Raw genomic sequence first — 16,976 nt, 5'->3', positions numbered from 1 at the left:
GATATAAGAAAAACAGCCGCACAAAACGACTGTTTTTCTGGAAAGAAGCGGCATCAGTCCGCTTCGTCAAAGACCTCGGTGTCCAGTCCTGTGTGCCCCTTGGGGATGTGGTACTTCACGGCGGGCAGATGGACGTTAGTGAAGTACAGGCTGGTGTTGGGGTCGCAGCCGATGACCACTGCTTCTCCCCTGCCGCGCACGGTGCAGCGCAGGGTGTCGCAATGGGCTTCGGCGGTGTCATTTTCCACGCTTTCGGCATAGCCCGGTGCAAAATTGGGCACGGCAAAACCGCAGTCGTAGGCTTCGCAGTCGAAACTGCTGTCAATCTCGTGATGGCGGCAGTGGCCGGTGGCCGTGGGGGTGATGGTAGTGGTCACCTCAATGCCGGGGAAGGGCGACCACTGCGCAGTCACAGCCCCGGCTTCAATTTCCCACGTTTTGCTCACCTTGCGCACAAACACGTTATCGTCGATGACAAAGGCCAGCATACTGTCGGGAGCCGCCTGATTGAGCACCTCCCGGCTGCGGGAGGCGCAGAAGCCAAAGCGGGTATCGTAGGCAAATTTTGCATACTTTTCCGGGAACTGTCCGTGGCCGTGCCCCTCGTTGACACCGGCAGCATAGGCCGTTACCCGCCCCGCCCGGCGCTGCACCAGCATATTGGCGTAGGGCATTGGCTTGAGCCGCTCCAATGCGGGCATGGGCGCGGCTTCGGCAGACCAGAAGGGATGGTCATCCGGCAAAGCAAGCAGCAAAAAGCTCTTCATGCCCCAGTAGGGACTGCCGGGGGCGTTGTACCGCTCGGCCATGTACATCTGCGGGTAGCAGTAGCCGATGGTCAGGATACCGTCCCGGTCGAACATTTTCTGCCCCAGCCACCAGTTGAAGTTGCGGACGATGAGCCCTTTCATCACCGGCAGGGGCAGCGGCTCCAGCCCTGCCCAGATGCAGGCCGCCCAGAAGCTGTTCTGAGCAAAGCGGTAGGTCAGGCTGCGGCCAAAGGGCAGCGCTGCGCCGTTGGCATCGAACCAGTAGACGAACTGCTGCGCGAACAGCTGGGCGCGCTGGCGGTAGAGTGCAGCACGCCGGGGGTCGGTGTCGGCGGCAAATTTAGAGTAGAGCAGCCCGTAATACTGGATGGCCCACGGGATGTAGTAATCCTTTTGTACGGAGGCGCCATCGGTGGACCAGCCGTCGCCGCTGTAATAGCTGTCAATTTTGCAAAGACCGTCCTCCAGCAGTTCCGGGCTGAAAGGCATCCCCACGCTTTTCAGGGCAAGGTTTACAAGGATGCGGAAAAACTGCCAGTTGCAGTCCGGGATGGTGTGGGCGTTGATCTGCCCCAGCCATGCAGCAAGGTTCTGTTTTTCGGTGTCAGAAAGCGGGGTCCACAACTTTTCCGGTGCGGTGAGGATGCCGCAGGCAATGGCAGCCATCTCCACATAACACTGGTCGTATTCCCCGGTGGTGCCCCAGTATTCGGGGTTTTCCGGGTCGGCGCCGGCGGCAAGACCCTTGCGGTAGATGGTTTCAAATTCCGGCTCAGAGCCGCCGCCCACCCAGAAGGGCACCAGCGCCCACAGCGGGCGGCTGAAGGCTTCCAGCTCAATAGCATTTTGGTTGTAGGTCACGCCCGTCTCGCCCAGATGCAGCCGGGCGCAGCCTGCGGAATAATAAGGCTTGAGCGGGTCGAGAAATTTGTGCATCAGTGCGGTAAAATCCGCTTTGGTCTGCAAGTTCATCACCAGTACATCTCCCAATCTTTGGTCAGGCGGGTCAGCGCCTCCATGTAAAAATAATCGCCCCAGCTCGTGCATTCATCCACGCCCTCCGGGGTGCAGGTGTTGTAGGGGCTTTTTTTGCTGTAAGTGCCGTGCAGCAGCTGGCCGGAGCCGAGGGTACCAGGCTTTACCGCATAATTTGCGGCAAGGCTGGCCAGCATCTGCCGCGCCAGCGTGCGCCACTGGGCAGCTTCTGTTTCATCCACATACTTGGCTGCTTCCAGCAATCCACAAGCCACGATGGCAGCGGAGGAGGAATCCCGGGGTTCGCCGCTTTCCGGGGCAAAGAGCATATCCCAGCAGGGGATCATATCCTCCGGCAGGCGGGAAAGGTAAAATTCCAGCGCCTTGCGGAACACATCCAAAAACTTTTCGTCGTGGGTGTAGGTGTAGCCAATGGCGCTGCCGTACACGCCCCACGCCTGTCCCCGTGCCCAGAAGCTGTCGTCCTTATAGCCCTGACAGGTGCGTCCGCCCTTGGGGGTGCCGTCCGGGTTCATAAAGAAGGTGTGGTAGGTGCTGCCGTCCGGCCGGAAGGAGTTTGCCAGCGTGGTGGCGGTGTGGGCAGCGGCGATCTCGCGGTAGTGGTCGATACCGGTCACCTGCGCTGCCCAGTACAGCAGCGGCACATTGAGCATGCAGTCAATGATATAGCGGTAGTTGCCGGGGTCGTCCATAGTGCCCCATGCCTGCAAGAAGCGGCCGCTGGGTTGGTAGCGGGTCAGCAGCTGGTCGGCGGCGGCAATGGCGGCGTTTTTGCCGGTTTCGCTGCCCACCAGCTTCCACGCTGCCACGCAGGTGGGGCTGTACAAAAAGCCCATATCGTGGTGGTCCACCTCCACCTTGCGGGCAATGCGGTCCGCAAAGCTGTCCACCTGAATGAGGGCGGCTGTCTTGAATTTTTCGTCCCCGGTGGCCTCGTAGGCCAGCCAGATCTCACCGGGCCAAAAGCCGCAGGTCCACTGGTTATTGGCGCAGCCGGGGTAGATATCGTTCACACTGGAATGATTCTGGCACTGGTAGGTGTACAGGGGCAGATTGGTCTCCACCTGTTTGCAGGCATCGGCCAGTGCCTGCCGTGCCTCGGCGTCGGTCATAGCGTGGTTCTGGTAGGTTTTCATCATGATTACTCCTTAAATCCAAACGTAGGTATCTCTGCCCACCGCTGGCGCAGAAAGTGCATGCCCAGCTTGGGGCGGCGATCCCGGGTGAACAGACCTTTTTTGTTGCCATCCACCCGCATGGGGCCCTGCACAGTGTCGTAGTCTGCAAAGTTCCAGACAAATTCTCCCACAAACCACGGGCGCTTGTCAAACTCTGCATCCAGACGGCGGTAGAACTCCACCTGAAACTCCTCACTGAACATCTCGGCTCCGGCGGTGTGCAGCCCTGCCACGGTGTCCGCACCGTACTCGCTCATCATCACGGGCTTGTGCTGCTCTGCCCAGAAATCCAGCTCCTGATTCAGGCCGTAGCAAGCGGCGTCCATGTCACCGGAAAGGTTGTACCAGCCGTAGTAGCGGTTGATGCAGACGATATCCATGGTGCGGGTGGTGATATCCTTGGTGTAGTCGTTCTGGCAGCAGACGAGGGTGACCGGGCGGTCCTGCGGGTCCAGCTGGTGCGCCAGCTCATACAGCGGGTGCCAGTAGTCGTAGGCATCCTGCGGGAAGTGCTCCAGATCCGGCTCGTTGCCAAGGCTCCACAGCACCACGCAGGGGTGGTTTTTGTCCCGATGGATCATCTCGGCAAGCACCTGCCGGTGATGCTCCGCAAGGGGGTATTCCTTATAGGGGTTCACCGCTGCCCCGCCGCCGATGCCCACCGCCGGGGTCTCGTCCATGACCAGAATGCCCTCCCGGTCGCACAGGTCGTAGAACTCCTCGGCGTAGGGATAGTGGCTGGTGCGCACGGCATTGGCGTTTGCCCAGTGGATCAGGTTCACATCCTTCACGTTCAGCACCGGGTCAAAGCCTCGGCCATGGGCGGTAAAGTCCTCGTGCTTGCAAAAGCCCTTGAAATAGAGCGGCTTGCCGTTCAAAAGCACCTGTGTGCCCCGCACCTCAATGCTGCGCACACCAAAGGTCTGGTCGTAGACATCTGCCCCGCAGGTGGCATGCAGGGTGTACAGGTAGGGCGTGCCGGGTCTGGGCTCCCAGAGATGCACTTCCGGGATGGTGATCGTGCCTTCTGCACTCTCGGCGCTTGCAACGGCGTTGCCGTCAGCATCCAGCACCGTGACACGGACAGGCGCGCTGCCGGTGGTTTTTACCGCGTACTGCACCGTGCCGTCCACGGCGGGCACTATGGTCACATCCTCGATGTACTCTTTAGGGGTGGTGTAGAGCACCACCGGGCGATGGATGCCCGCATAGTTGAAAAAGTCAAAGTTGGGGCGGTTCTGGGGTGCGGCGGCACGCTTGGCAGCCTCCACACTGGGGATACCCGCGTTGTCCGAGCCAAAGAAGGCCAGCTGCCCGTCCTCGTTGCCCACAGGCAGGGTGCTGTGGTTCACCCGGTTGTCACAGGCTACGGTCAGCAGTGCGGTCTCGCCGGGTTGCAGCAGAGCGGTGACGTCCGCTTCAAAGGGGGTAAAGCCGCCCTTGTGCTGTGCAATGAGCTGGCCGTTCAGCCAGACCTTGGCCGTGTGGGTCACCGAGCCGAACCGCAGCACCACCCGCTGCCCGGCGCAGAAGGCGGGCAGGGTGACCTTGCGCTGATACCACACCCAGCCGTAGTGGCGGCGCAGGGCGGTGGTCTGGTCGTTCTGGTCGTTGTAGCTGGCAGGTACCGCGATGGGCTGGGCGTCCGGCAGGGGCTTTGCGGGGTCGAACTGGGTTTCCGCGCAGCTGCCCAGCGCAAACGCCCATGTGCCGTCAAGGCTCAGCTTCAAGCGCGCTTCATTCTGTTCAGGATATAACATAACGCTTTCCCTCTATTTCTGCAAAAAATGCGGGGCGCGGGTACTGCCCACGCCCCGCTTACGGGTGATTTGTTTAGCCCTTGATGCCGGTGGATGCCACGCCCTGCACAAAGTACTTTTGCAGGGAGAGGAACACGATCAGCACCGGGATCAGTGCCACCACAGAGGCCGCCATGATCAGGCCGTACTCTGCAGAATACTGGGTGATGAACATACGCAGACCGATCTGGATGGTCTTGAGTTCGGTCTTGGTCAGGTAGATCAGGGGGCCAAGGAAGTCGTTCCATGTGTTCACGAAGGTGAAGATGGTCAGGGTGGACAGGGCGGGCAGGCTGAGGGGCAGCATGATGTGCCACCAGATGCCGTACTCGCTCAGGCCATCAATGCGGGCAGCCTCACACAGCTCGGTGGGCACGCCCTCGTAGAACTGCTTCATCAGGAACACGCCGAAGGCGCTGAAAGCCTGCAAACACATAATGGCCAGATGGGTGTTGTTCAAATGCCACGAGCTCATCATCATGAACTGGGGCACCATGTAGGCCTGCCAAGGCACTGCGATGGTGGCAATGTAGCCGAGGAAGAGCGCGTTTTTGCCCTTGAACTGCATCTTGGCAAAGGCGTAGGCTGCAAAGGAGGAGGTGAACAGCTGCAACAGGGTGACCACCACGGTGATCTTGACCGTGTTTTTCACAAAGGTCAGCAGCGGGATCTGGGTCCAGATGTCCACATAGTTCTGCCAGCGGGGATTTTTGGGGATCCACTGGATGGGGAAGCCGAACACGTCCTTATTCAGCTTAAAGGAGGAGGACAGCATCCACAAAAAGGGCAGCAGCATACAAGCTGTGATGACGATGAGGAAGAAATAGATCAGGAACTTGGAGATGAAATTGCGGCGCTTCTGGGAAGCGTGGTCTTTAATAACAGCGGTTGCCATGGTTTCTTCCTCCTTTCTCAGTTATCGCCCTTGGAGCCGCGGAACTGGATGATGGTAACGATCAGCACCAGTACGAACAGCACCATGGCAATGGCACTTGCGTAGCCGTATTTCGGAGTATTGACGAAGGCCACATTATAGATGTAGTACACCAGCGTCATGGTAGCAGTGCCGGGGCCGCCCTGCGTGATCATGTACATCTGGTCGTAGACCTTGAAGCCGGAGATGGTGAGCATGATGACCACAAAGAAGGTAGTGGGGCGCAGCTGCGGCAGGGTGATGTGCCAGAACTGCTGCCAGCGATTTGCACCGTCCAGCTCGGCGGCTTCGTTCAGGTCCGGGTTGCAGCCCTGCAAGCCTGCCAGATAGATGACCATGTAGTAACCCATGTTCTTCCACACGCTGAACAGGATGACCGTGATCATAGCGGTGTCCTTACCGGCAGCCCAGCGGGGCAGGTTTTCCACCGCCACGCCAAAGAACTGGTTCAGGATCATGTTGATGGGGCCCATGGAGGGGTTGAAGATCATGTTCCACACCGCTGCCACCGCCACCAGCGAAGCAACGTAAGGGAAGAACGCCACGGTGCGGAAGAAGTTGCGCAGCTTCACGTTCTGGTTCAGCAGCACAGCCATGGCCAGCGAGCAGGCCAGCGTCAGCGGCACCGTGCCAATGACGTAGACGATGGTATTTTTCAGCGCCGCCTGAAAAATTTTATCGGTGGTAAAGAGTTTTACAAAGTTCTTCAGACCGATAAACTCGATGGCGTGGCGGCCGTCCCATGCGCAGAAAGCCAGCGCAATGGCAAACACCATGGGCACCAGCGTAAACACGCAGAAGCCAATGAAGTTTGGCGCAATGAAGGAATACGCGATCAGGGAATCGCGGGTCGATTTTTTTAGCACTTTACGGGGAGTTTTATTCTGGACAGCAGCACTCGCCATAAAAGAGCCTCCTTTCCCGGAAGTATAACAGTTTTTCCAAAAAATGAGCGGGGCGGGCGCTGTGCATACCCGCCCCGCTCGGACAGGGCTTTTTTCCGATGCTCGTCATCGGAAAATGAATGGGGATTGAAAACAATGAAGAAGGAGAACCGCAAACCATTGCGGAAAACGCTTTATCAGCCGAGAACTGCGGGAACCTGATCGTTCATGTTCTGGATGCCCTCGTCCACGGTCTCGCTCATGGTCATAATGGCATCGTGCTCGGCGTTCAGAATGGTCTCGATATCAGATGCGTACTGGGTGTAGGGCATCTCCAGATAAACGTTGCTGGTGGTCAGTGCATCCACAGAGTTGCTGTCCTCGGGGAAGCCTTCGGTGGACTTGATGATCTCGGCGGTAGCAGCGGAGCCGCAGGCCGGGAAGGTGCCGGTCTTGGCAATGGCCTGTGCGCCCTCTTCAGAGACACACCAGTTGATGAAGTCGGCAGCGGCCTCTGCCTTGGGAGAATCGGCGTTGATGGCCAGGCTGGTCACAGTGCCCAGCGTAGAACCAGCCTCTGCACCAGCGGGGTGCGGATACTTGACGATGCCCCAGTTGAACTTGGTCTCAGCATCCTTCATGTAAGCTTCCAGCGTGGAAATGAACCAGCTGCCCATGTTGACCATTGCGCACTGCTGGTTCTCAAAGGCTGCGGAGTAGTGCAGAGAAGAGGTCTTGAGGTAGCCGTAGTCCATGCAGATGCCGTCCTTCTGCTGGGCAATGACCATATCGTAGGTGGGCTTCATGAAGTCGTATTTGCCGTCGATGATGGTGTTCTTGCCGTCCAGAATGGAGAACAGAGAAGCGGCGGAGCGCCAGGTGTGGTAGTGGCAGCCATAGACCTTGGTGTCGCCGGAGCCGCTGGTCATCTTGCGTGCCAGAGCATCGTAATCTTCCATCGTCAGGTCATTGGAGGGATACTCCACACCGGCCTTATCGAACAGATCCTTGTTGTAGTACAGCACCCAGAAGTCGCTGCGGAAGGGCACGGCGTAGAAGTTGCCGTCGTCGGTGGTCAGCTGCTCGATGGTGCCGTTGAAATCGCCAGTGTCGCGGGTCAGTACCTCGTTCAGGGGCTTGAGGTAGTCCAAATTGATCAGGTTTGCGTAGCCGGGGATATCCTTGATGGTCACGATATCCAGATCGGCGCTGCCAGCCAGCTGGGTGGCCAGAACGGTCATGTAATCGCTGGAGCCCAGATCCACCATCTCGATGGTCACGTCCTTGTGGCTTGCCATGTAGCCGTCGGCCATGGCCTGCCAGTAGGGGGTGGACTCCTTATCCCACACCGACCACTGCAGGGTAACAGGGCCTGCGGCTGCGGATGCAGCGGTGGAGCCGGCAGTGGAGGAAGCAGCGGTGGAGCTTGCGGAAGAGCCGCCGCAGGCGCTCAGGGCAACAGCAGCGCCGCAGGCTGCGGCAGCGGTAAGGAACGAACGACGAGAGATCTTTTTCATAAGTGTGTCCTCCTTCAGGGCAGTGTGTGTATTTCGTGCAGCGTTCTCCCCCGTGCCGGGGAGCCGCTCGCTTTTGTTGACACTAGGATACCGCACAAACGCAAAAACCGGAATGGAAAAATTCCGGGAAGAGTTGCAGTTTTTCTGTATCTTTTAAAAAAAGATGCACTTTCTTACACTGGAGTCTGCACTTTCTTGTTCTCTTGCACAGTTTACATCCATGGCACAAGAAAAAAGCGTATAAAGTACACAATTTCCATGAAAAAAGCCGTTGACAAACCGCGCCGGAATCAGTACTGTATAAAGGAAAGAATGCAAAATATTACCGGAAAGGAGGCTCCGCTATGAAGAGCAGCCATCGTTTCCCGCTGCGGCGGCAGATCGTGTGGGGGATGCGCTTTTTTACCATCCTTACCTCGCTGGCTGTGGGCGCGGCGCTGTTCACCCTCTCCAACCAATATGTGCGCGCCAACTCCCTGCAGGCGGCAGAGTTCAACCTGCGGCTGGTGGCTACCTCCATCGAGACCAGTCTGGAAAGCGCCGATGCTCTTTTGAACTGGGCTTCCATTGACAGCACCGTGCGGCGGTACATCTCGCAGGAAAATATCAACGGCACCCAGACCATTGCCGCCTACGAAGCCATGCAGGAAAAATACTATTCCAGCACCCTGTACAGCCATATCCTCCGCTTTTTTGTTACCAATGAGAACGACCGGCATTTGCAGTTCGGCCCGCTGAACTCCTCGGCGGCGCTCAACCGCACCAGCGTAAAGCAGTTTCTCACCAAGGGGTACGGGATGCAGTTCGCCACCGACCCGCTGCTGCCCGGCAGTCCGAGCTGCATCGCCATCAGCCAGCCTGTCCGCTGCGGCAAGGGCACCTTGCACCGGGGCAGCACCTACCTTGCGCTGGATACCGCCATTATCACCGACCCGGCAGCAGGTTACAGCCTGACCGACGGCAGCGCGTTGTACTGGGAGATGGGCAGCCGCCTGTGGCAGATCGAAAACGGCAGCCTGACCGAGATTGAAAATCCGCTGCGGGAGGTGGACTACACCCTGCGCACCGGCAGCAATAACGGCGTGACAGAGCAGACCGCATGGCAGGGCAAGGTGCAGCTGGACGGCCAGAAGTATTATGTAGTCAAGGTAACACTGAACGGCCGCAGCGCGGCACTGGTACAGCTTTTGCCCGCAAATACCTTTTTGCTGCACTACGGCGTGTACCTGTGGCTGGTCGCCCTTGGCACTGCCATCATCTGGGGACTGAGCTTTTTGATGCAGTACTGGCTGGAGCGGGTCATCACCCGCCCGGTGGAGGCGCTGCAAAAGCGCATCGAAACCGTGGGCAGCGGCAACTTTGCCCCCGACCGCACGGTGGAGTGGAACAACGAGCTGGGCGACATCGGCCGGGGCATCAACCAGCTGGCTGAAAACGTGGACAGCCTGATGACCCGCCGGGTGGAGGACGAACGTCGCAAGCAGGAGCTGGAATACCGGATGCTGCAAAACGAGGTGAACCCGCACTTTATCTACAACACCCTCAACAGCATCCGCTGGATGGCTACCATCCAGCACGCGCCCGGCATTGCCGAGATGGTCACCGCCTTTGCACGGCTGACCAAAAGCATCTCCAAAGGCACCCAGAAGCTGGTGCCTTTGCAGGAGGAGCTGGCATTGCTCAACGATTACTTTACCATCCAGCAGTACCGCTACGGCGGCGACCTGGAGATTGAGGTCTCCCGCATTGAAAGCGAGACCCTTTGCCGGGACTGCATGATTCCCCGGTTCACCTTGCAGCCGCTAGTGGAAAACGCCATCTTCCACGGGCTGGAACCCAAGGGCGGCCACGGCAGCGTGCTGCTGGATATCTCCACCGACCCGGATACCGGGGACGTATTGCTGCGCATTACCGATGACGGCGTGGGCATGCCGCCGGAGCAGGTAGCTCACCTTCTGGACGAGCCCGCCGAGGGTGCCGAAAAGGCTGAAAAGTTCCGTCATGTCGGCCTGTGGAACGTGAACCGCCGCATCCGGTATTCCTTTGGCGAGGGTTACGGCCTGACCATTGAAAGTGAAGAGGACGTGGGCACCGAGGTCACCATCCGGCTGCCCTATCAACAGAAAGGAGACACCCATGCTGCGGATATTACTGGTGGATGATGAGCCGCTGGTGCTCATCGGCCTGCAGGGGATGCTGGAATGGGAAAAGCTGGGCTATACCGTCTGCGGCACCGCCCGCAACGGAAAGCTGGCGCTGGAACTCATTGAGCGGGAGAAGCCGGATATCGTCATTGCCGACGTAAAAATGCCGGTGATGGACGGGCTTACCCTTGCCCGCACCTGCCGGGAGCGCAACGCCCTGCCCGCCTTTATCATGCTGACCAGCTTTGAAGAATTTGATTACATCAAGCAGGCCATGGGTGCCGGAGTGGTGGATTATCTGGTCAAGCTGGACCTGACCCCCGAAAACCTGCAAACCGCCCTTGCCAAGGCCGCCGAAAAGGTAAAAAAGGAGCGTGCTTTGCTGGGCGAATTGTCAGCACAGGAAAATCTTGCCGAGAGTGTGCGCAGCTATCAGGAGCGTTTTTTCGTGCGGTTGTACGCCGGGCTGTTCCCGGACGAAGCCGCATTGGAGCAGCCTTTGCAGCACATGGAGCTGAACCTTGCAAGCGACGCCTACCTTGTAGCCAGCTGCGAGATCATCGCCAACACCGCCCTTACCCCCGCCCAGCAGCTGAAGCTGAGTTTTTCCTGCGGGCGGATGCTGGAGACCACCCTGCAAAACTACCTGCCCTGCTATGTGACCGGGGCGGATGCCATGCGCTGCAATGTGCTTTTCTGCCTGACCGATGCCCAGTGCCAAAAATACCGGACGGTACTGCGCCCGCTGCTGGAACGCGCCAGCCAAATTCTATACAACTATTTCACGGTACGGCTGCTCTGGGCGGTAGGACGCCCCACCGGCTCCCTGCTGGGGCTGGCGCGCCGCTGCCGGGAAAACGCCCACCTACAGCCCCTGCTCACGGTGGAGCAGCCCATCCAGTTCGTGGAGGTCAACGAGGGCGACGCCACCGCCGGGAAGATGCAGGTGGTGGCACAGGTGCAGGAGTATGTTAAGAATCATCTTTCGGAAAAACTGACGCTGGCCGATGTGGCGGCTGTATTCAATTTTTCGCCCAACTACCTCAGCCAGCTGTTCGGCAAATACGGCGACAGCGGCTTTGTGGAGTACATCACCGAGACCCGCATCGCTGCGGCAAAAGAGATGCTGGAACAGGGCGATTTGAAAGTATACGAGATCGCTGAGAAACTGGGGTACGAGAGCGCTTTCTATTTTTCCAAGGTATTCAAAAAGGTCACGGGGCTCAGCCCGCGGGAATACCAGCAAAGTATTTAAAATCGGAGGCTTTTATGATACAGGAACAGCTTGCTCATCTGCCGGAATTTCTTCCCGATTACCGGCCCTTTCCCCCTGTCAAAGAGCACACCGCATGGCAGGGGCTGCCCCTGCGGGCAAAGCAGCGCTTTTTGCAGGCGGGGGAAGCCGCGCTGCAAACGCCCATTGCGCCCCTGCCGCTCTCGCTCTGGCTGGATTTCACCCACACTGGGCGGCGCACCCCATGGGAGACGGCTTACTTTTCCCGCCGGGCGCGGCTGTGCGCGCTGGTAAGTGCCGAGTGTGTGGAGCACAAAGGGCGCTTTCTGGATGAAATTGCCGATACCGTATGGGCGATCTGCGAGGAAAGTGCATGGCAGCTGCCCGCCCACAACAGTTATGTGCGGGACACCCCGCAGCTGCCCCTGCCGGACACCACCCGCCCCATCGTGGATTTATTTGCCGCCGAGACCGGCGCGCTTCTGGCGCTGACCCGGTACTTACTGCCCGATGAGCTGGATACTGCCGCGCCGGGCATCACGGCGAGGATGGAGCGGGAGCTGGACGCCCGCATCCTGACGCCTTATTTTACAAGCCACTTCTGGTGGATGGGCAACGGCGAAGAGCCTATGTGTAACTGGACGAGCTGGTGCACTCAGAATGTGCTGCTCACCGTTTTTCTGCTGCCCACCACCCAGCAGCAGCGAAAAGCTGCCGTCAAGCAGGCAGCCTACAGCCTCGACTGCTTTTTGAAGGACTACGGCGCGGACGGCTGCTGCAACGAGGGTGCGCAGTATTATCGCCACGCCGGACTGACCCTGTGGGGCTGTCTTGAAATTTTATCCAACGTTGCGCCGGAGGCCTTCCGCCCGCTATTCAGAGAAACAAAGATCAAAAATATCGCGGAGTACATCTGCAATGTCCATGTGGAAGGACCTTACTATCTGAACTTTGGCGATTGCAGCCCCCTGGCCGGGCGCTGCGGTGCACGGGAATACCGCTTTGGACAGGCCGTAGGCAGCGATGCTTTGCAGGCCCTTGCGGCGGCAGATTTCCGCGCCGATGCCGACCCCGACCATTTGCAGAACCCGGACGGCAGCACCCACATCAACCTGTGGTACCGGCTGACCACCGCCTTTGCCGAGCAGGAACTGATGGAATACGCCGCAGTTCCCCAGCATCGTTCTGCAGTATGGTACCCCAGTGTAGGCATTTATGCCGCATGGCAGGGCAGCTGGGTGCTGGGTGCAAAGTTTGGCTCCAACGGCGACAGCCACAACCACAACGATACCGGCAGCATTACCGTGTACAAGGACGGAAGACCGTTTCTCATCGATATCGGAGTGGAGAGCTACACCAAAAAGACCTTCAGCCCTCAGCGGTATGAGATCTGGACGATGCAGAGCGCATGGCACAACCTGCCCACCTTTGACGGCGTGCAGCAGCTGCCCGGCGCGGAATACGCTGCCCGGGAGGTGTGCACCGAGGAAAATAGCATCACCGGCGAACTGGCGGGCGCGTACCCGCCCATCCCGGGGCTTACCACCTACCGCCGCAGCGTATCTGTCAGCGAACAGGGCATCACCCTGCGGGACGAAACAGACTATCCCGGCACAGTAGACCTGACCCTGCTCACCGAGCAGCAACCCGTCCCCACTGCGGACGGCTTTGCGGTGGGCACACTGGGCGGCATCCGCTTTGACCCGGACGCCGCAACGGCTGCTGTTACGGCGGTGCCTATCACCGACCCGCGCCTGCGCACCGCATGGCCGGAAACGATCTATAAGATCACCCTGCATTTCAAAAAAATGCTGAAGCTCGAACTGTACTAAGGAGAACTGCCATGGAAACCATCAAGCTGAAAATTCTGGACGAAGCCGGCCACACCCTGATGACCTGTGACGCTGACACCGCCGTATCCCTTGTTTACACCAACTGCTACAAGCCCGGCGACCGGGTGGCGCTGGAGATCGACCATCCCGGGCAGTACTGCGTCATCCAGTTCGAGGACACCATGCCCGAAGCCCTTGTGTATGTGGTCAAGCGGGAGATCAACTTCCACATTCCCTTCGGGGAGCAGGCCATCACCTACTCGCCCAAGAGCTTTGCGGGCAGCCGTCACGTTATCCGGGCACGGCTGGCACTGCCGGAAGAGATTGCCGCCCGGCGGAATCTGGCCTTCAACTGCTATGACGAGCATGGCGACACCGGTTTTTATCCCCACGCCAGCGCCAACGTAGAAACGCGCGGCGAGGCGGTGTTTGCCGCCCGCAACGCCATCGACGGCATTTTTGAGAACAGCGCCCACGGCGAGTATCCCTACCAGAGCTGGGGCATCAACCGCGACCCGAACGCAGCCCTGACGCTGGATTTTGGCCGGGAAGTACTGCTGGATGAGCTGCGCATCACCGAGCGGGCAGATTTCCCCCACGACAACTACTGGGTAAAGGCCACGGTGGAATTTTCTGATGGCAGCCAGCTGGACATCCCGCTGGTGAAAAGCGCCAAACCCCAGAGCGTGGCCTTTGAGCCCAAGCGGGTGCGCAGCCTTGTGCTGAAGGATCTGATTCAGGCCGAGGGGACTTCCCCCTTCCCGGCGCTGACCCAAATCGAAGCCTTTGGCACCGAGGTGAAGTAAAATGAGCATCTACAATGCCCTTTATGGGCGGGACGGCCACGGCGTAGGCCCAAACGAGCCGGAGAAAAAAGGCTTTGCACGCTTTTGCCAGATGGTCGGCCGCGACCTCGGCCAGCTGCTGGGCACGAACCTGATGGTCTGCGTGCTCTGCCTGCCTGCCGCACTGGGGGTCTCGCTGGGCGTGACCCTGCTCTCCCTGCCGCTGACGGTGGTGTGCAGTGCGGTCACCGGTCTGCTGACCGGCCCTGCCATGGTGCTGCTGGCAGACTGCGCTCTGCGCAGCTTGCAGAACGACCCCTCCCAGTGGCTGCCCCGGGCAAAGCAGACCCTAGCCGCCCATTGGAAAGCCGCCTGCGGCTTTGGCTGCATTGGCACGCTGGTGCTGGGGCTGCTGTGCTTTGTATCGGCCTTTGTGTTTGAAGCCGCCGCGCAGCAGGGGTATTACCCCGGGCTTGCCATTCTCGTTTTTCTGGCGCTGGATTTTCTGGTGCTGGCGGTTCTGGCTACGCTTTGCGCTGCCGTTCTGCCGCTGCAACTGCCCGCCCCGGACAGCTTGCTGCGCCGGGCGGGCAGGCTGCTGGCTGTCGCCCCGGCGCGCTGCGTCCTGGCAGGCGTTCTCATGCTGGCGGGCATCGGCGGCATGATCTTGCTGTTCCCGGTCAGCGTGTTCTGGGCGGTGCTGTTCGGCTTCTGGCTGCCGGGGCTGGCAGCGATGCAGACCCTGTTCCCGGTTTTGCGGCAGGAATACGGCGTAGAGGTGCGCAGCATCCCGCGCCCGGCAGCGCCGGATAAGCCCCTGACCGCACAGGAGCAGAAAAAGCGCTCCCGCGCCAACTGGTGGTATTACAACTGGGGCATCGTGGCGGTGGCGGCAATGGTCATTGTGGGCGTAGCGTATGTGGCGCACGGCCTGCTGACTACCGTAGACCCGGACTACACCGTGGCGGTAGTCACGGCGGAGGCCCTGCCGGACGAGGCCGTGCAGCGCCTGCAGACTGCGCTGGCAGACTATGCGGAGGACGCCAACGGCGACGGGGCTGTGGTGGTGCAGGTGAACAACTACACATGGAGCGCCGATGCCGCCCTGACCGACATGAACGGTCAGATGGCCGGTGCCACCCAGATGAACACCGACCTTGCCAACGGCGAGAGCAAAATCTGGATCTTGGATGACCCGGAGGGCTTCGAACAGGCCTATGGGGCACTGAGCGAAAAGCTGGGCGCGGAATGGCAGACAAAGCTTATCCCGTGGCGCAGCCAGCCCGCCCTTTCCGGGCTGGAACTGGGCAGCTACAACACTGCCGCCGATGGCAGCCAGACTGTTGATATCCAGAGCCGCTTTGCCGGGTACAGCGTGGCAGTGTTTGATGCTTCAGATGCGTTGTGGCAGGCGCTCAATTCGTAAACAGAAACGACCGTCCGTTCTCTTTTTGTTTATGTGGTATTCTATACACAGAAAAATAGACGGAGGCATACCGCCATGAATCCCCATACCACGCTGAATCTTGCCAAGATTGCTCTGTGCGCGGTGGAAACCGTACTGAGGAATACTTCGCCCGATGCAGAGGACTATCCCCCAGCCAGTTGAATAAAAACGCTGCAAGTGCTTATCGTCAGGCTGTTACAGATGCAGCAGCATAAAACGGACATTTCTTCAATAAAAAAGTCAAGTAGACTTCAATTTGAGCCAAATAGTAAGACTTCTTATGTTTTACCGTCATAAATTTTTCAAAATCATCTTGACGCACCTTGCGAAACATGATATTCTCTGTCACAAATCTCACTGATTTTGTGGATTGGTTTGAAACCATCCACAAGATGTGGTCGTGTTCATTTTGAACACAGCCACAGAAAGTGGTTGGTTATCACCGTGAGACCCACCACTTCCGTGAGGAAAAGTCCATGAAGAATTTACCGCCCCGCAACACACCCGATTCATTTTGCCGCCGATTCACCCGACAAAATCCATCGCTGCGCTGCATGGGCGGTATTTTTCTTTTTCACAAATAAAATCTTATGTAGTTGTTCAATCTTCCAAAATTTGTTTTTTGTTGTTGACTGTACAACTGTAAAGTGTTATTCTTGCGCTTGAAAGAAGCAGAACGTAGTGTCCGCACTGCGCTCAGCTTTCTTCATATTGTACCTTGAATCTTGCATAAGCCGTCTGAACGTGATACCGTGCCATGACCTCACACCTTCCGTGAGCGAGCCGGACAACGCCGCTGCGCAAACAGGGGCAGGAACTTCGTTCGGAGCAAACGGCGACCCCCTTACATGAGCAGCACAGCTTCTACTTATTTTTGCGCCTTAACAATTCGGAAACATTTGTTGAAAATGAGTTTTGAGCGCAGCGGTAGAGGGCAAGAACCGTCCCGTGGCCACAAATTTTCAATTCTTGAAAATTTCCTGTCCATCCGGGACTTCACTTCTACAATGCGTCTGCATTTCCGAAGTGATCTTGTTGGGGTAGCGCTTGTCGGGGCAACGCCCCTCCATCTGCTGTCGCAGACCGCGCTGCCGCTTAAAAGCCCCACTGGGGCTTTCATTGCTCCGCTGCGCTTCGCAAACGCGGCCCCACCCCAAACCCTGCTCATGGTTCGCACCTGACGGTGCGAATAGCAACGGCGTGTCGTGCTTTACATAACTTCACCGAGGAGTTATCGAACAGACAGGAGGTACAATGGCCAAAACGAATGTTCAATCGACCCCTAGCAATTCCCAGCGCCACGACACGCCGAACAACAAAACAAGAATAGAGTAGACCGTTCTTCTTTCACACATCCCTCAAATAATTTTTCTGAATCCGCTTGACGAATATTACGGTTAGTGATATATTTATTACAGTAACCGTAATAAGGAGGTCAAACCATGCGAGATAATAC

At 58.3% G+C, this 16,976-nt stretch carries 11 protein-coding genes; 5 read left to right on the top strand and 6 right to left on the bottom strand.

What is annotated here, in order from left to right; genetic code table 11:
- Window positions 1–53: 53 nt before the first annotated feature.
- The 6 genes from C4N24_RS07175 to C4N24_RS07150 all read right to left on the bottom strand — a co-directional run bounded on the left by C4N24_RS07175 (window position 54) and on the right by C4N24_RS07150 (window position 8,078).
- Window positions 54–1,742, bottom strand: coding sequence for a DUF2264 domain-containing protein (locus C4N24_RS07175; RefSeq protein ID WP_015538154.1), 1,689 nt, complete (start codon window positions 1,740–1,742; stop codon window positions 54–56).
- Window positions 1,742–2,905 (bottom strand): glycoside hydrolase family 88 protein, encoded by a 1,164-nt coding sequence (locus C4N24_RS07170; RefSeq protein WP_112090883.1) that lies wholly within the window; start codon window positions 2,903–2,905, stop codon window positions 1,742–1,744. The genes C4N24_RS07175 and C4N24_RS07170 overlap by 1 nt, the downstream gene beginning before the upstream one ends.
- 2 nt (window positions 2,906–2,907) lie before the next feature.
- The gene (gene uidA, locus C4N24_RS07165; RefSeq protein WP_005943354.1) at window positions 2,908–4,704 is read right to left on the bottom strand and encodes a beta-glucuronidase; all 1,797 of its coding nucleotides are present in this window, start codon (window positions 4,702–4,704) and stop codon (window positions 2,908–2,910) included.
- A 73-nt stretch (window positions 4,705–4,777) separates the two neighbouring features.
- A complete protein-coding gene (locus C4N24_RS07160; RefSeq protein ID WP_112090882.1) occupies window positions 4,778–5,638 on the bottom strand; it encodes a carbohydrate ABC transporter permease in 861 nt (286 codons plus the stop codon).
- Window positions 5,639–5,655: 17 nt separating this feature from the next.
- Window positions 5,656–6,582, bottom strand: coding sequence for a carbohydrate ABC transporter permease (locus C4N24_RS07155; protein WP_112090881.1), 927 nt, complete (start codon window positions 6,580–6,582; stop codon window positions 5,656–5,658).
- A 176-nt stretch (window positions 6,583–6,758) separates the two neighbouring features.
- On the bottom strand, window positions 6,759–8,078 hold the full coding sequence (locus C4N24_RS07150) for an ABC transporter substrate-binding protein (RefSeq protein ID WP_044959464.1): 1,320 nt from the start codon (window positions 8,076–8,078) through the stop codon (window positions 6,759–6,761).
- A 344-nt stretch (window positions 8,079–8,422) separates the two neighbouring features.
- Between C4N24_RS07150 and C4N24_RS07140 the strand changes: the two genes are divergently transcribed.
- The 5 genes from C4N24_RS07140 to C4N24_RS07120 are packed head-to-tail and all read left to right on the top strand — an operon-like array spanning window position 8,423 to window position 15,499.
- Window positions 8,423–10,240, top strand: coding sequence for a sensor histidine kinase (locus C4N24_RS07140; RefSeq protein WP_112090879.1), 1,818 nt, complete (start codon window positions 8,423–8,425; stop codon window positions 10,238–10,240).
- Entirely contained in the window at window positions 10,215–11,477 is a 1,263-nt protein-coding gene (locus C4N24_RS07135; protein WP_015565852.1) for a response regulator transcription factor, read from the top strand. Before C4N24_RS07140 ends, C4N24_RS07135 begins: the two co-directional genes overlap by 26 nt.
- 14 nt (window positions 11,478–11,491) lie before the next feature.
- The gene (locus tag C4N24_RS07130) at window positions 11,492–13,288 is read left to right on the top strand and encodes a heparinase II/III domain-containing protein (protein WP_112090878.1); all 1,797 of its coding nucleotides are present in this window, start codon (window positions 11,492–11,494) and stop codon (window positions 13,286–13,288) included.
- An 11-nt stretch (window positions 13,289–13,299) separates the two neighbouring features.
- Entirely contained in the window at window positions 13,300–14,094 is a 795-nt protein-coding gene (locus C4N24_RS07125; protein ID WP_015565850.1) for a hypothetical protein, read from the top strand.
- A gap of 1 nt (window position 14,095) precedes the next feature.
- Entirely contained in the window at window positions 14,096–15,499 is a 1,404-nt protein-coding gene (locus tag C4N24_RS07120; protein ID WP_112090877.1) for a hypothetical protein, read from the top strand.
- The last annotated feature ends 1,477 nt before the right edge of the window (window positions 15,500–16,976 follow it).

Origin of the sequence: Faecalibacterium prausnitzii, from assembly GCF_003287405.1 — a bacterium.
Classification (GTDB): Bacteria; Bacillota; Clostridia; order Oscillospirales; family Ruminococcaceae; genus Faecalibacterium; species Faecalibacterium intestinale.
Note: the sequence above shows the minus strand (reverse complement) of the source record. Positions and strands in the feature narration are given on the sequence as shown.

Excerpts from the sequence above, each read along its gene's own strand:
- C4N24_RS07130 (WP_112090878.1), top strand. The coding sequence starts at position 11,492 with ATGATACAGGAACAGCTTGCTCATCTGCCGGAATTTCTTCCCGATTAC.
- C4N24_RS07170 (WP_112090883.1), bottom strand. The coding sequence starts at position 2,905 with ATGATGAAAACCTACCAGAACCACGCTATGACCGACGCCGAGGCACGG.
- C4N24_RS07135 (WP_015565852.1), top strand. The coding sequence starts at position 10,215 with ATGCTGCGGATATTACTGGTGGATGATGAGCCGCTGGTGCTCATCGGC.
- uidA (WP_005943354.1), bottom strand. The coding sequence starts at position 4,704 with ATGTTATATCCTGAACAGAATGAAGCGCGCTTGAAGCTGAGCCTTGAC.
- C4N24_RS07125 (WP_015565850.1), top strand. The coding sequence starts at position 13,300 with ATGGAAACCATCAAGCTGAAAATTCTGGACGAAGCCGGCCACACCCTG.
- C4N24_RS07140 (WP_112090879.1), top strand. The coding sequence starts at position 8,423 with ATGAAGAGCAGCCATCGTTTCCCGCTGCGGCGGCAGATCGTGTGGGGG.
- C4N24_RS07160 (WP_112090882.1), bottom strand. The coding sequence starts at position 5,638 with ATGGCAACCGCTGTTATTAAAGACCACGCTTCCCAGAAGCGCCGCAAT.
- C4N24_RS07150 (WP_044959464.1), bottom strand. The coding sequence starts at position 8,078 with ATGAAAAAGATCTCTCGTCGTTCGTTCCTTACCGCTGCCGCAGCCTGC.
- C4N24_RS07155 (WP_112090881.1), bottom strand. The coding sequence starts at position 6,582 with ATGGCGAGTGCTGCTGTCCAGAATAAAACTCCCCGTAAAGTGCTAAAA.
- C4N24_RS07175 (WP_015538154.1), bottom strand. The coding sequence starts at position 1,742 with ATGAACTTGCAGACCAAAGCGGATTTTACCGCACTGATGCACAAATTT.
- C4N24_RS07120 (WP_112090877.1), top strand. The coding sequence starts at position 14,096 with ATGAGCATCTACAATGCCCTTTATGGGCGGGACGGCCACGGCGTAGGC.